Below are 13,838 nucleotides of genomic sequence, written 5' to 3'. Positions count from 1 at the left end.
ATCTCAACAGCAGCGCAGATCCCCTGTGGGAGCGAGCCTGCTCGCGAAGAACGATAACGCGGTCTGAAACCTAGTGACCATTCCCCGAATGCCCACCCGCCTGTGCAGCCCCCGGCGCTTTGCCAGCCTCGGCTTTGCGCCCGCCTTCAATCTCGGCAACCGGTGCTTTCTGCGCCTCCTTGCCCAACTGCTCCAGCGCCTGCAGATTGCTTTTACGCACCGCCTCGACAAAACCCTGATACGGCAGGTCTGTAACCCCGACCAGACCGAAATGGCCGTTCTCGCCATCGAGCAGGCGCCCGGTCACCGGTTGGTCGAGATACTGGAACCAGTGCACGCCGACAATCGACGGTTCGCTCAGCGCCTGTTTGAGGAAGTTGGCATAAGCCGGACCGCGATCTTCTTCCTTGGCCAATTGCGTCACGCCGCCCCAGAACGGGCCCCGGTCGGCCGAGCCGAAGTTGAATTCAGTGATCAGCACCGGTTTGTCCAGCGCTGCCAGCGCGGCGAAGTCGTAGCCTTCCTGCGGCTTGAGCGTGTACATGTTGAAGCTCAACACATCGCAATACTGTGCGCAGGACGCCACGGCTTCAGGCGTACTGATGGCGAAACGACCGCCCAGGAGCATCTGGTTCGGCGCGTGCCATTTCAGCGAATCGGAAATGGTCTTGAAATAGGTATCGGCGAAGACCTTCTGGAAGTATTTGAAATCCGCTTCGATCTCCGGATGCTCCGGGTTCGGCAGTGGCGGCACGAAGCCCGGATCTTCCATCAACTCCCACGCCGGCAATTCGATGCCCCAGGCTTTGGACAGCCCGGCCTGATTGCGGTATTTGTCGCGCAATTGCTTGAGAAAGGCGCGTTTGGCCGGCACGTCGGTGGTCATTTTCAACGTGCCGTAGGCCAGCGCGTAGCGAGCCTTTGGATCGTCGCCAGGGCCAGCCCAGGCCAGTTCGTTGTCGGCGTAATAACCGATCAGCCACGGATCGTCACGGTGATCGCGGGCGGCAATGGCCACGGCACGCTCGGTGGCCATGGCGAAACGCGGATCGAACGGATCCGGCATGCCGCCCCACCAATCGCTGCCGGTGCTGATGCTGGTGTAATCGCCGACGATCGACAGCGGCAAGGTGTACGGTACGCGCTCAGCATCCGCCAGCGACGGCGCGCTCCAGTTGCCCACTGTGTTGAAGCCCCAGGCTTGCAGCCGATCGAGGGTGTGCCGGGTCCAGCGTTCTTCATCAATAGTGGCTTTGCACGGGGCGGTTTCCTCGCTGGACGCTTGCACCGCATCGGTCTGCGCCGCTTCGGCAATACCCGATTTTGGCTCGGCAGGCACCGCTGCGGTTTCAGCGGCCTGCACCGAGCTGGCCTCAGCCGCGCCCGCCTTCGCCGCTTCGGCAATCCCGGCCTTGTTGTCGCTGTCCGCCTTGCACGGTTCGCCGTACAGGCGTTGCAGATTGGCGCCATAGAAGTCGTACCAGCGGCCGTTGCCGTAGCCACGGCCCTGATCGGCACCGTTGCCGCCACGGTTGTCGCCCTCGCCGAAATGCGCGGCCAGCGGGTCGTCGTTCTTCGGCAACGATTCGAACATGTACTCACGACCAGCCACGTAGGTCTGGTTGACTTGCGGGCTGACGGTGTTGACGCCCAGCGAATAGAACGGGTGGCCTTCAGGGGTCACCAGATACCAGCGGCCATCACGTTTTTCCGTGCGGAAGAAGCCGCTGGCCTTGAACGCCGGGCCTTTGTTCCAGCCGCCGAACTTGTCCAGCGAAGCCTTTTCACGCTCGGCCAGCCACGTATTCAGCTGTTGCTGCTCTTTGCTGGCGGCGCTTTTCAGTTGTTCGTCGCTGCTGACTTTTTCCGGCCATTTACTACGGGTTGACTGACCGTAGGCGTCGACCAGATTGCCGTACACCGCCCGCGTCACCGATTCGCCGTCCTGCACGCCGAACCGCTCGAGCAACAGGCTCTGCGCAACTTTCGGCTGATCCAGCGACAGACTCACCGAAACCACTTGGCTGCGGTCGATCTCGCCCGTGCTGCTGGCCAGCAGGATGCGTTGGCCATCGACGGTCATCGGCATCGGTGGCCCGGCTTTCATGCCTTGGCTCAGCGGCGTCGAAGCCACCAGCGGCACCAGCAAGGTCTGCGCGGGGCCGGCCGGCAGATCGACGCGGCTGACCAGGGTGCGGCCATCGTTGCTCTGGATCTGCACATAAACCGTCACCGCCCAGTTCATCGCACTCTGCAGACGCAAAGTCATCATGCCGGACTGCGACCAGTCCCAAGCACCGGTCTGTGGGGTCAGGCGCAAGGTCGGCCGGGCGACCGGGTTGAACGTCACCCGGCGCAGCACTTCACCTTCGGCGGTCTGTTCGGCGTTGGCCTGGGGCAGGTCGGCGTTTTCCGTGACGACCTTGACCACGTCGGCCGGGCGCACGAAGTTGAACAGCGTCTGCTGACCGGCAGGGGCCGCCAGCAACGGCGCGGCAAAGATCAAGGCGAAAACAGCGGGCAACGAACGGCGGATCATAAGAACGGAGTTCTCCCTAACGACCAGTCAAGGCCAGTGGAAAAGCGGTGGCAGAGAGATAGACAACGCGGCGGGCCAATCGGCCCACCCGTGTCTCAGGATATTTCACGACGGAAAGGAGGCAACGCATTGAGGATCGCCTTGCCGTAGCGCTGGGTGACCAGACGCCGGTCGAGCAAGGTGATGGTGCCGCGGTCTTCTTCGGTGCGCAGCAGACGCCCGCAGGCCTGAACCAGTTTCAGCGAGGCATCGGGCACGGAGATTTCCATGAACGGATTGCCGCCACGCGCCTCGATCCACTCCGACAACGCAGCTTCGACCGGATCGTCGGGCACCGAGAATGGAATTTTGGCGATCACCACGTGCTCGCAGTAGGCACCCGGCAAATCGACACCCTCGGCGAAACTGGCCAGCCCGAACAGCACGCTGGAATCACCGCCATCGACCCGCGCCTTGTGCTTGTTGAGGGTTTCCTGTTTCGACAGGTTGCCCTGAATGAACACTTGCTTGCGCCAGTCGCGGTCGAGACCGTCGAACACGTCCTGCATTTGCTTGCGCGAGGAGAACAGCACCAGCGTGCCACGCGACCCTTCGACCAGATCGGGCAGTTCACGGATGATCGCCGCCGTATGGGCAGCGGCATCGCGCGGGTCGGCCTTCAGGTCCGGCACGCGCAGCACGCCGGCATCGGCATGATGGAACGGGCTCGGCACCACCGCTGTGACAGCTTTTTTCGGCAGACCGGCGCGCATGCGGAAACGGTCGAAAGTGCCCAGCGCCGTCAGCGTCGCCGAGGTCACCAGGCAGCCGTAAGCGACATTCCACAAACTGCGACGCAAGGTTTCCGCCGCCAGAATCGGGCTGGCGTTGACCTCGATGTCGAACAGCGAACCGCTTTCGGCCAGGGTCAGCCAGCGCGCCATCGGCGGGCTGTCTTCCGGGTCTTCGGCGGTGAACGCGGTCCACAATTCCCAGTTGCCGGAAGCGCGGGACAGCAGGCTGCCGAACAGCGGATACCATTCTTCGGCCTGATTGCTGGCGATGCCGATATTGACCTCACCGTCCATGCCTTCCTTGAGCAGGTCGGTCAGGCGCTGGAACAGGTCGTTAAGGCGCGAATAGCCTTTTTTCAGCTCGATGCCCATCTCGCGCATGTCCTCGGGAATCACCCCGCCGACAAAGCGATGTCGCGGACGTTCGCGGCCTTCGACGTCTTCGCCGGGTTTGAAATCGGCGATCTGCTCGCAGGCGGTGAACATGAACTGCTGTTGGGTCTTGATCTCCCGCGCCAGCTCGGGCACCTGCTCGATCAGCTTGCCGAGATCGCCCGGCAACGGATGCTGCGCGAGCAATTTGGTCAGGTTCTTGGCAGTGGTTTCCAGCCAGTCGGCGGTGGAGCGCAGGCGCGTGTAATGAGCGAAGTGGCCGATGGCCTTGTCCGGCAAATGGTGACCTTCGTCGAACACGTAAATGGTGTCGCGCGGGTCCGGCAGCACGGCGCCGCCGCCCAGTGCCAGATCCGCCAGGACCATGTCGTGGTTGGTGACGATCACGTCAACCTTGCCCATGCCCTCGCGAGCCTTGTAGAAGGCGCACTGGCCGAAGTTCGGGCAATGACGGTTGGTGCACTGGCTGTGGTCGGTGGTCAGGCGCGCCCAGTCGGCGTCTTCCAGCGCGTTAGGCCAGCTGTCGCGGTCGCCGTCCCATTTATTGCCGGCGAGCTTTTCGATCATGCTGGTGAACAGCTTTTGACTGGCCTCGTCGACTTCGATCTTGAAGCCTTCTTCCTCGAACAACTGAGCGGTGGCGGTTTGCGCGTGGCCTTCCTGCAAGAGCATGTCGAGCTTGGACAGGCACATGTAGCGGCCACGGCCCTTGGCCAGGGCGAAACTGAAATTCAGCCCGCTGTTGCGCATCAAGTCAGGCAGATCCTTGTAGACGATCTGCTCTTGCAGGGCGACGGTCGCGGTGGCTATCACCAGACGCTTGCCGGCCAGTTTCGCCGTAGGGATCGCCGCCAGGCTGTAGGCCACCGTTTTGCCGGTACCGGTGCCGGCTTCCACCGCGACGATCGCGGGGTCGCCACTGCGCCGGCCTTCGTCATCGGTGTCGATATCCCCGAGGACCTTGGCGATTTCGGCGATCATCAGGCGCTGGCCGTAACGCGGCTTGAGGCTCTTGGCCTCTAGAAAACGCGAATAGGCGCCCTGGATCGTGGTTTTGAGTTCAGTGCTGATCATTGAGTGTCGGGCGCTGGAAACGCTGGATAAATTTTCAGTAGTTTGGTTCGGCGGCTATCATACCTGCCTAATCGATCCTGCGCAGAACGGAGTGCCCGAATGACACCTTTTAGCCTCGTTTACCCCCTGCATGTCCTTGCCGCTCTGGTGTGGGTCGGCGGCATGTTTTTCGCCTGGATGGTCTTGCGCCCTGCGGCTGTGAAGGCTCTGGACGGCCCCGCTCGCCTGACCCTGTGGGTGGAAGTGTTTCAAGGCTTTTTCCGTTGGGTCTGGGTCGCCGTGATCCTGCTGCCGATCAGCGGCGTGGGCATGTTGCATCTACAGCAGGTCGGCTTCGAGACCGCGCCGAAGTATGTGCAGGTGATGATCGGTTTGTATGTGGTGATGACGGCACTGTTCATCCGCATTCAAGGGCTGATGCTGCCGGAGTTGCGCAAGGCGGTTGAGGCGAAGGATTGGCCGGCGGGTGCGGCGGTGCTGGGGCGGATTCGCCGGGTGGTGGGGCTCAATCTGCTGGTCGGGTTGGTGTTGGTGGCGGTGGCGGCGGCGAGACCGATGCTCTGAATCGCACTCTTGTTCTGCTGTGAACACAGTTGTGGCGAGGGGATTTATCCCCGCTGGGTCGCGAAGCGGCCCCGCTCTAAAAATCAAAAGCGGGACTGCTACGCAGCCCAACGGGGCGGTGCGACGTTTCGCTAAATCCCCTCGCCACATAATTTCACTCACCAAAGATCTTCACTCACCAAAGCATTTTATTGATCAGAGAGTGGGTCGCAGTTTTAGAGCCGTTGCACGGTAACCGAACCCGCCGCCCCCACCGGCCCAGGCTGACCATCCGCGCCGGCCTTGCCGTTCTTGCCGCCGTCAGCGCGGTACACCAGGCAGCCCTTGGACTTGCCACCCTTGCCCGCCTTGCCGCCAACACCCGCCGGGCCACCGGCACCGCCAGCCACGTTGACCTTGATCAGCTCGGCCGGGAAATCCCGTGGTACGGCGAGTCGCACCAGCGCACCCGGCGCGCCTGGCTGGCCATCGCTGCCGTCACTGCCATCGGCGCCGTGGCCGGCCGATCCATAGGTGCAGCCCGGGTCTTCACCGTTGCCGCCGTCGAGGCCGACGAAACCCGGCGCGCCCCTGCCGCCACGGGCATCGACCGTCAGTTGCGGCGCGCTCAGGGCCTGGAATTGCAGATTCAGATTGCGCCCGGCCCGGGCCGCTTTTTCATAAGTGCCGGGGGCGCCGCGCGCGGTGATCTGGCTGCCCTCGCTCAACTCAGCGCGCTTGACCTTCACTTCCAGCGCTTGTTCAGCCGGAACGATAGCAATACGTGCTTCATGGCCCAGGCGCAGTTCATCAATGTTCAATTCAGTCACGTTGGACGGGATCAGCAAGGTGCCGTAATCGGCGACTTCCAGTTTCTCCAGTTGCAGCGTGCTGGTGGTGTTGGGCAAGCGCATCAAAGAATTGCTTTGCACGTTGACCACCTGAGCGCAGGCCAGTGGACTGATGAATGCAGCGAGCAGGCAGAGTTTACGCATGGGAAGAAGCCTCCGGAGCGGCCGGGGCCGGGATGGTTTGCAGGTGGAAAACGCCGAACAACAGGATGCGGCCACGATCACGCCAAGGGTGCGGACGGCCCTTGAGGCTGCGGTTGCACAGCAGCACTTCGAGTAGATGAATCAGCAACAACAGAGCGCCGGCCAGATTGACCAGCAGATGCAGCGGATGAACAAACGGCACCAGTTGATTGGCCAGTACCACGCAGCAGAACAGCAGGGTCAGCAAACGCCCCAGCCCCCAGAACACCTTCATACGCTCCCCCGTGTTGCGAATTATTCTTTGCACGCACAGTACCGGCTTCTGCGGGGGATAAGCCAGAGGGAAAAATGAAATTTGTGCAAACGCTGATGAAATGGCTGCCGGGGCGACGATCTCGACCCGGCAGCTCTAGCCTGCGTACTACAGACGCTTTCTATCGATTGATGTGCAGCTCGACCCGGCGATTTTCCGCGCGGCCTTCATCGCTGGCGTTATCGGCGACCGGCTCACTTTCGCCTCGGCCCTCGCTGGTGAGCTTGTTCGGCGCCAGGCCCTGACTGAGCAAGTACGCGGCAACACTGCTCGCGCGCCGCTCTGACAAAGCCTGGTTATAGGCGTCGGAGCCCTTGCTGTCGGTATGCCCGATGACTTTGATGCTGACCACGTCGGCATTGCGCAGCTTGTCCATCAAGGTGTCGAGCTGGGCTTTGGCCGCCGGGGTCAGATCGGACTTGTCGAAATCGAACAGCACGTTGCCGGCATCGCTCAAGGTGATCACTTCGGTTTGCGGCGCCGGTTCGACCGGTTTGACTGCCGCCGGATATTGCGGCAGCGGGCAGCCACGGTGATCGACTTCGGTATTTTCCGGTGTGTCCGGGCAGCGGTCGCGGCGGTCGAAAACGCCGTCGCTGTCCTCGTCGCCATCCTGGGCGTAACAGATCAGCCCGCCGGTGACGATACCCAATGCCGCGCCGCCACCGGCCCAGCCGGCGCTTTCAATGGCGCCAAGACCGCCGCCGACCAGGCCGCCAAGCAGGCTGCAGATTGGCCACGTACGTTGATTGAGGGGGGCGGTGCCATCGCTGTGAGTGGCACAACCGGTGAGCAAGCTGCCTAGCAGCAGCACCGGCAAGACGGACCTTGAGAAAACACGCATTTGTGAACGCTCCTGTGTACCGGCCCATACCGGTTACACAGGAGTAAAGACCCGCATCCGCGACTGCACAAGCCGCGGATGCGAGAGGGGCTAGCGGACGATTTTGATTTCGGTGCGACGGTTCTGCGCACGACCATCAGCCGACTTGTTGTCAGCCACAGGCTGGCTTTCACCAAGGCCCGACACCGAAACGAAGCTGGCACGTGGCACGCCCTGCTGGATCAGGTATTCCACCACCGAATGCGCACGACGATCCGACAGTTTCTTGTTGTAGGCATCGCTGCCGACACTGTCGGTGTGACCGGTCACGGTCAGTTGCGCGGTAGAGGATTCCTGTTTCAGGCGATCGGCGACCTTGTCCAGCACTTGCTTGTCGGGGCCGGTCAGCGTGGCTTTGTCGAACTCGAAATGCACATCACGAATGACGATGGTTTCTTCCTTGACCACAACCGCTTCTTCGACCACTGGCGCAGGCGTCGGTGGCGGGCAACCGTCAGCATCGACCTGCACGCCTTTTGGCGTGCCCGGGCACTTGTCGCGACTGTCCGGCACACCATCGCCGTCTTCATCACCATCACCGTGCACCCAGCAATAGGCCGCTGCCGTACCGCCGACAATCAGTGCACCATAACCGGCCCACGAAGCGCTTTCCGTCGCGCCGAGACCGGCACCGACCACACCACCGACCGCCGCACAGGTCGGCCAGTCGGTTTTCTGCAAACCTGCACAACCAGTCAACACACTGGTTAGCAGAACCAAGGGTAATGCTGTCCGAACTATGCTCATCTAGTTTTCTCCTGAGGGATCGGCTTAAAACCGATTCAGGGAGTAAAGACCGGAGTTTTAATCTCCGCCAGCAATAGGCCACCGCTGTTTGCGACCGTGTTCACAGGGGTTTGCCTCTTTTGGCGAAAACCGCCGCCACCGGGCGCTTTGCCGACGCGGTCTGGCAGGCTAGTCTTGGCGGTCTGACTGAGGAGCTTCGATGAACGCCGCCATTTCTTCGCGCACGCCACAACAGGCGTTGGCCGCTTTGCTGGATCGCTACGCCCCGGCCCGTCTGCTGCTGATCGGCGCCAGCGAGTTTCCCGCCTTGAGCGCTTTCAAGGACGCGCATCCAGACACCGTGGTCGCCCATGCCGCACCCGGCGCACTGCCGGCTGAGCTGGCTGCGCAACGCTTCGATCTGGCGCTGGTAGTCGATTGCCTGGAACATTTGCCCAAGCGCGACGGCCTGAATCTGTTGGGCGGCATCCGCAATCTCAACGCCAGTCGTATCGCGGTGCTGGCGGATCTGGCCGCCAGTGGCTGGCAGGAAACCGATTTCTATTCGCTGGCACTGCAGGCCAGCGAGCGTTTTCAGCGCGACGCGCAGGTGCTGACCCTGTTCACCTACGATCTGCTTGACTACAAACAAGTCCCCGACTGGCTCAATTCACGCTTCTGGGCCAATCCGGAAAACTTCGGGAAATACTGGTGGTAATGCAATGAGTACAGCCATTTGCCCTTGCGGCAGCGGCAATCTGCTGGATGCCTGCTGCGGCCCTTATCACGACGGCCACCCGGCGCCTTGCGCCGCAGCCCTGATGCGCTCGCGCTACAGCGCTTATGTGCTGGGGCTGGTCGATTATCTGGTAGCGACTACCCTGCCCGCGCAGCAGGCGGGACTGAACCGACAATCGATCAGCGACTGGAGTGCGCAAAGCACCTGGCTCGGCCTTGAGGTGGAAAGCTCGGAGGTGTTCGGCGGCCAGCCGGAACACGCTTTTGTGACCTTCACCGCACGCTGGCATGACAGCCAGGGCGAGCACAGCCATCGCGAGCGCTCCTCGTTCGTGCAGAACGGCGGGCGCTGGTACTTCATCGATCCGACGGTGCAGATGAAGCTGGGGCGCAATGACGGCTGCCCGTGTGGCAGCGGGCAGAAGTTCAAGAAGTGTTGTTCGGGTTATTTCGGCGCTTGAGCTGAAGATCAAAAGATCGTCCGATCGCGGCCCGAGCCTTCGGCCGCTCCTACACGGGATTAGCCGAAGGCTGAAATCTTTTAAGGTCTAGACTGGGCACAAAGGGAGTCAATTTCATGCTCGGTCGTCGGCGCACACTATATTTTCTGCTGTTGATGCTGATCGTAAACCTCGGCGGCTGTGCCTCGTGGTTCAGCGACGACAGCGTCGAGCCCGCCGTGCATCTGGTGAAAGTCGAGGTGGTGCGGGCCAAACTGCTCGAACAGAAATTCATCCTGCACTTTCGCGTCGACAATCCCAACGACAGCGACCTGACCGTGCGCGGCCTCGAATACCGGATTCACTTGGCCGACATGCTGCTCACCGAAGGCGAGCATGAGCACTGGTTTACCGTGGGGCCCAAGCGCAGCGCTTACTTCAAAGTGCCGATCCGCACCAACCTGTGGCCGAAGGTCAAACAGGTGGTGAAACTGCTGAAAAATCCGAACCAGCAGATTCCCTATCGATTGCAGGGGGAAATGGAAACCGGTTTATTCATCGCCCACTACGTGCACCTTGAGCGCAATGGCGTGATAATCCCCGCCGATCTAACTCCGGAGTGACCTCGATGACCCAGCAACCCCATGTCCATGGCCCTGACTGCAACCACGATCATGACCACCATCACGATCACGACCATGGCCATGTCCACGGCCCGAACTGCGGCCACGCCCACCAGGAACCGGTACGAAACGCCCTGAAAGACGTCGGCCGCAACGACCCTTGCCCATGCGGCAACGGCAAGAAATTCAAGAAGTGCCACGGCGCTTGATGTCACTGGCGAAGGTCTTCTTCGCCTGACACACCGCTTTCGCGAGCAGGCTCGCTCCCACAGTTGATCTGCACTCAACACTTTTTTGTGAACCTGCGCAGCCCCTGTGGGAGCTGGCTTGCCAGCGATAGGGCGGCACATCCCTGCATTGATGTCGCCTGATTCACCGCAATCGCTGGCAAGCCAGCTCCCACAGGTTTATCAGTTGACTGTCAGAATCAGCGCAGCACTGACCACCGTCGCATACTCCCCATGCAGATTGCCCAGCGACATCCCGTGCACCTCTTCAGCGGTACGCGGTGTGCCGAAATAATCGGCCTTGTCGAAGGTAAAACATGCATCCTCCGCCACCCATGTGTCGAAACCAAGGTTACCCGCAGTGCGCGCCGATGATTCCACCGAGTTGTTTGTTGCCACGCCGACAATGAGCACCTGACCAATCCCCGCCTCGCGCAACTGCCGTTCCAGCCCCGTCGCACAGAACGCATCGGGCACCTGTTTCTGGATCAGCCATTCCCCGCCCTGAGGGACAAAACGCTCTTGAAACTCGACTCCGTCCTGCTCCGGCCAGAACACCGAATCAGGCGAGTGCGACAAATGCTGCACGTGAATCACCGGGCGCCCGCCGCGCCGCCACAGCGCCAATAACTCAAGCATTCGCTCTTCGGCCTGAGGATTATTCCGCCGCCCCAGACGCGGGTGCAGAATGCCTTTCTGCTGGTCGATGATGATCAGCGCAGCGTTGCTTTGAAGCTCCATAGCGATCTTTCTCCTGACAGGTCTCCGGACTCATTCCGCAGTTCAACATCAGCGCTTTCCCACAAGCAACTGTCACGCCTCTGACCGATCAGCCGACAACTGCATAAATAACCACTCGCCCCGCTTGCGCGGCCCTCGCGCCGTCACTAACGTAGCGGCTTTATTGCGCCCCCAGCCTTATACCCCCGCAGGAGCTTCGCCATGGCCTCGCCAGCCCTTACACATTTTCTTCCCCGGTTCGGCGTTGCCGCAGCAGTGGCCGGTGTTCTCGGCCTGTCCGGTTGCCAGACCTGGAACGCCCAGGACAGCCTGCCGCCGACCTCCGGCGTGCAACCGCTCAAGGGCCTGGCGCAGAACGTTTCGGTGCGGCGCAATGCGATGGGCATGCCGCTGATCGAGAGCAACAGCTTCCATGACGCGCTGTTCAGTCTCGGTTACGTCCACGCCAGCGACCGTATCAATCAGATGGTCACCCTGCGCCTGTTGGCCCAGGGCCGGCTGGCGGAAATGTCCGGCGCGTCGATGCTCGATGCCGACCGCTACATGCGCGCGGTCAATCTGAAGAAGAGCGCCGGCGAGCTGTACAAGGCCTCGTCGCCACGGCTCAAGCGCTTCTTCGAGGTATATGCACGGGGCGTCAACGCCTACCTGTTCCGCTACGCCGACAAATTGCCGGGCGATCTCGCCGCCAGCGGTTACAAGCCGGAATACTGGAAACCGGAAGATTCAGCGCTGATTTTCGCCCTGCTGAATTTCAGCCAGTCGGCCAACCTGCCGGAGGAAATCCAGTCGCTGGTGCTCGCGCAAACCGTGACCACTGACAAACTCGCCTGGCTGAGCCCGTCGGCGCCTGATGAAAACCTGCCAGTGGCTGAAGCCGACAAACTGCAAGGCCTCAAGCTCAACGGGCAGATTCCGGGGCTGACCGAACTGAGCAGCGCCAGCCAGCAACTGTCGGCGCTGAACCTGCTCGCCACACCGACTGCGAACAACTGGGCGATTGCCCCGCAACGCAGCCGCAGCGGCAAGAGCCTGCTGGCCAGCGATGCGCACGGGCCGCTGGCCGCGCCGTCGCTGTGGAGTTTCGTGCAGATACGTGCGCCGAAATATCAGGCCGCCGGCGTCACGGTTGCCGGTCTGCCGATGGTGCTCGGCGGCTTCAACGGCAAAGTGGCGTGGAGCATGACCAGCGTGCTCGGCGATAACCAGGATCTGTTTCTCGAGAAAATCCGCCGTCAGGGCAGCAGCCTCACTTACGAAGTCAACGGCAAATGGCAGCCGCTGGGCGTGCGCAACGAAACCTACTTCGTCAAAGGCCAGCGGCCGATTCGTGAAGCCGTGTACGAAACCCGCCACGGCGCGCTGCTCAACAGTGCCCAGGCAGCGGCGCAAGGCAGCGGTTTCGGCCTCGCCCTGCAGACGCCAAGCTTCACCGACGACAAAACCCTGGATGCCTTTTTCGATCTGACCCGCGCGCAGAACGTCGAGCGCGCCTCGGACGCCAGCCGCGAAATCCGCGCCATCACCTTCAATCTGGTCTTTGCCGATGCGAGCAATATCGGCTGGCAAGTCACCGGGCGCTTCCCCAACCGTCGCGAAGGCGAAGGCCTGCTGCCCTCGCCGGGCTGGGACGGTCGCTACGACTGGGACGGTTACGCCGACCCGATGCTGCACCCCTACGATCAGGACCCGGCACAAGGCTGGCTGGGCACCGCCAACCAGCGGGTGATTCCCGACGGCTACGGCATGCAGTTGTCGAAATCCTGGGCGGCACCGGAGCGCGGCGAACGCCTGGCGGAAATGGCCGGCAGCGGCAAGCACGACAGCCGCAGCGTGATCGCCATGCAGTACGACCAGACCACCACCTTCGCCGCCAAGCTGAAAAAAGTCTTTGAAGCACCGGGTATGAAGCAACCGCTGAAACAGGCGATCGACGCCCTGCCGGAAGCCGAGCGCAGCAAGGCGCGCGAAGCCTTCATGCGCTTGATGGCGTTCGACGGAAAGCTCAGCCCGACCTCGGCGGATGCGGCGATCTACGAACTGTTTCTGCAGGAAAGCATGAAGCAGATCTTCCTCGATGAACTGGGCCCTGAGTCGAGCCCGGCGTGGAAGGCCTTTGTCGCCAATGGCGATCTGTCCTACGCGGCGCAGGCCGATCATCTCTTGGGACGTGAGGACAGTCCGTTCTGGGATGACCTGCGCACGCCGCAGAAAGAAGACAAAGCGGTGATTCTCGCCCGCAGTCTCGCTGCAGCGATTACAGCGGGCTACAGCCAGTTGGGCGGCGATCATCGCGCCTGGCAGTGGGGCAAATTGCACAGCTATGCGTGGAAAAACAGCAACGGTCAGACTGTACGCGGGCCGCTGGCAGCCGGTGGCGATCACACCACGCTGAACAGCTCGGCGTTTGCCTGGGGCCAGGACTTCGTCAGCACGCGCGCGCCGTCGATGCGTTTTATCGTCGACTTCGGCCAGAGCGAGCCGCTGATGGCGCAGAACGGTACGGGGCAGTCGGGCAATCCACTGAGTCCGAATTACCTGAACGGGATCGATGCGTGGCTGAAAGGTCAGTACATCGGCCTGCCGATGCAGCCGCAGAACTTTGATCGGGTGTATGGCAAGGCGCGCTTGACCCTCACCCCCGGAAAATAGAGCAAAGATCAACAGCCCCTCACCCTAGCCCTCTCCCGGAGGGAGAGGGGACTGATTGGGGGATGCTTGGGTCTTGCGCCGACCTGAAAGAGAGATGGTGAATCCAACATTGGATCAGGCTCAAGGCTGTGCCGGATCCATATTCAACTCGGTCCCCCCAGGTCGATGTACCTCACCA

13 protein-coding genes are annotated in these 13,838 nt (G+C 61.8%); 6 read left to right on the top strand and 7 right to left on the bottom strand.

Features of this window, described 5'->3' with window-relative positions:
• Positions 1-70: 70 nt before the first annotated feature.
• Together F8N49_RS05850 and dinG are read right to left on the bottom strand one after the other, a co-directional pair.
• Entirely contained in the window at positions 71-2,539 is a 2,469-nt protein-coding gene (locus F8N49_RS05850) for a beta-galactosidase (RefSeq protein WP_151550985.1), read from the bottom strand.
• A 95-nt stretch (positions 2,540-2,634) separates the two neighbouring features.
• Positions 2,635-4,779: an ATP-dependent DNA helicase DinG gene (gene dinG, locus F8N49_RS05845; RefSeq protein WP_024011911.1), complete on the bottom strand. Its 2,145-nt coding sequence runs from the start codon at positions 4,777-4,779 to the stop codon at positions 2,635-2,637.
• Positions 4,780-4,878: 99 nt separating this feature from the next.
• Here dinG and F8N49_RS05840 point away from each other — a divergent pair, with 99 nt between their 5' ends.
• Positions 4,879-5,343 (top strand): CopD family protein, encoded by a 465-nt coding sequence (locus F8N49_RS05840; RefSeq protein ID WP_016771373.1) that lies wholly within the window; start codon positions 4,879-4,881, stop codon positions 5,341-5,343.
• Between the two features lie 215 nt (positions 5,344-5,558).
• On the opposite strand, the gene F8N49_RS05835 is transcribed toward F8N49_RS05840, so the two are convergent.
• From F8N49_RS05835 to F8N49_RS05820, 4 genes are all read right to left on the bottom strand, one after another.
• Positions 5,559-6,317 (bottom strand): collagen-like protein, encoded by a 759-nt coding sequence (locus tag F8N49_RS05835; protein WP_073475903.1) that lies wholly within the window; start codon positions 6,315-6,317, stop codon positions 5,559-5,561.
• Positions 6,310-6,591, bottom strand: a complete 282-nt coding sequence (locus F8N49_RS05830; RefSeq protein WP_016771375.1) for a DUF1145 domain-containing protein — start codon at positions 6,589-6,591, stop codon at positions 6,310-6,312. The genes F8N49_RS05835 and F8N49_RS05830 overlap by 8 nt, the downstream gene beginning before the upstream one ends.
• A gap of 160 nt (positions 6,592-6,751) precedes the next feature.
• Positions 6,752-7,474 (bottom strand): OmpA family protein, encoded by a 723-nt coding sequence (locus F8N49_RS05825; protein WP_122505750.1) that lies wholly within the window; start codon positions 7,472-7,474, stop codon positions 6,752-6,754.
• 90 nt (positions 7,475-7,564) lie between these two features.
• Positions 7,565-8,260: an OmpA family protein gene (locus F8N49_RS05820; RefSeq protein ID WP_016770616.1), complete on the bottom strand. Its 696-nt coding sequence runs from the start codon at positions 8,258-8,260 to the stop codon at positions 7,565-7,567.
• A gap of 199 nt (positions 8,261-8,459) precedes the next feature.
• Here F8N49_RS05820 and F8N49_RS05815 point away from each other — a divergent pair, with 199 nt between their 5' ends.
• The 4 genes from F8N49_RS05815 (at position 8,460) to F8N49_RS05800 (ending at position 10,249) form a co-directional block, all read left to right on the top strand.
• Entirely contained in the window at positions 8,460-8,957 is a 498-nt protein-coding gene (locus tag F8N49_RS05815; RefSeq protein ID WP_071174595.1) for a DUF6231 family protein, read from the top strand.
• 4 nt (positions 8,958-8,961) lie between these two features.
• The gene (locus F8N49_RS05810) at positions 8,962-9,438 is read left to right on the top strand and encodes a YchJ family protein (RefSeq protein WP_151550984.1); all 477 of its coding nucleotides are present in this window, start codon (positions 8,962-8,964) and stop codon (positions 9,436-9,438) included.
• A 116-nt stretch (positions 9,439-9,554) separates the two neighbouring features.
• Entirely contained in the window at positions 9,555-10,040 is a 486-nt protein-coding gene (locus F8N49_RS05805) for an LEA type 2 family protein (RefSeq protein WP_151550983.1), read from the top strand.
• Positions 10,041-10,045: 5 nt separating this feature from the next.
• Complete coding sequence (locus tag F8N49_RS05800) at positions 10,046-10,249, top strand: SEC-C metal-binding domain-containing protein (RefSeq protein WP_003198420.1); 204 nt, start codon at positions 10,046-10,048, stop codon at positions 10,247-10,249.
• Positions 10,250-10,450: 201 nt separating this feature from the next.
• Here F8N49_RS05800 and F8N49_RS05795 read toward each other — a convergent pair whose 3' ends face one another.
• Entirely contained in the window at positions 10,451-11,008 is a 558-nt protein-coding gene (locus F8N49_RS05795) for a cysteine hydrolase family protein (RefSeq protein WP_151550982.1), read from the bottom strand.
• A gap of 201 nt (positions 11,009-11,209) precedes the next feature.
• On the opposite strand from F8N49_RS05795, the gene F8N49_RS05790 reads away from it, so the two are divergent.
• Entirely contained in the window at positions 11,210-13,660 is a 2,451-nt protein-coding gene (locus tag F8N49_RS05790) for a penicillin acylase family protein (protein ID WP_151550981.1), read from the top strand.
• The last annotated feature ends 178 nt before the right edge of the window (positions 13,661-13,838 follow it).

The organism is Pseudomonas sp. GXM4, assembly GCF_008923895.1.
GTDB classification, from domain to species: domain Bacteria; phylum Pseudomonadota; class Gammaproteobacteria; order Pseudomonadales; family Pseudomonadaceae; genus Aquipseudomonas; species Aquipseudomonas atacamensis.
The sequence above is the reverse complement of the archived record's forward strand: the minus strand, read 5'-3'. Positions and strand labels throughout refer to the sequence as shown.

Excerpts from the sequence above, each read along its gene's own strand:
- F8N49_RS05850 (WP_151550985.1), bottom strand. The coding sequence starts at position 2,539 with ATGATCCGCCGTTCGTTGCCCGCTGTTTTCGCCTTGATCTTTGCCGCG.
- dinG (WP_024011911.1), bottom strand. The coding sequence starts at position 4,779 with ATGATCAGCACTGAACTCAAAACCACGATCCAGGGCGCCTATTCGCGT.
- F8N49_RS05840 (WP_016771373.1), top strand. The coding sequence starts at position 4,879 with ATGACACCTTTTAGCCTCGTTTACCCCCTGCATGTCCTTGCCGCTCTG.
- F8N49_RS05835 (WP_073475903.1), bottom strand. The coding sequence starts at position 6,317 with ATGCGTAAACTCTGCCTGCTCGCTGCATTCATCAGTCCACTGGCCTGC.
- F8N49_RS05830 (WP_016771375.1), bottom strand. The coding sequence starts at position 6,591 with ATGAAGGTGTTCTGGGGGCTGGGGCGTTTGCTGACCCTGCTGTTCTGC.
- F8N49_RS05825 (WP_122505750.1), bottom strand. The coding sequence starts at position 7,474 with ATGCGTGTTTTCTCAAGGTCCGTCTTGCCGGTGCTGCTGCTAGGCAGC.
- F8N49_RS05820 (WP_016770616.1), bottom strand. The coding sequence starts at position 8,260 with ATGAGCATAGTTCGGACAGCATTACCCTTGGTTCTGCTAACCAGTGTG.
- F8N49_RS05815 (WP_071174595.1), top strand. The coding sequence starts at position 8,460 with ATGAACGCCGCCATTTCTTCGCGCACGCCACAACAGGCGTTGGCCGCT.
- F8N49_RS05810 (WP_151550984.1), top strand. The coding sequence starts at position 8,962 with ATGAGTACAGCCATTTGCCCTTGCGGCAGCGGCAATCTGCTGGATGCC.
- F8N49_RS05805 (WP_151550983.1), top strand. The coding sequence starts at position 9,555 with ATGCTCGGTCGTCGGCGCACACTATATTTTCTGCTGTTGATGCTGATC.
- F8N49_RS05800 (WP_003198420.1), top strand. The coding sequence starts at position 10,046 with ATGACCCAGCAACCCCATGTCCATGGCCCTGACTGCAACCACGATCAT.
- F8N49_RS05795 (WP_151550982.1), bottom strand. The coding sequence starts at position 11,008 with ATGGAGCTTCAAAGCAACGCTGCGCTGATCATCATCGACCAGCAGAAA.
- F8N49_RS05790 (WP_151550981.1), top strand. The coding sequence starts at position 11,210 with ATGGCCTCGCCAGCCCTTACACATTTTCTTCCCCGGTTCGGCGTTGCC.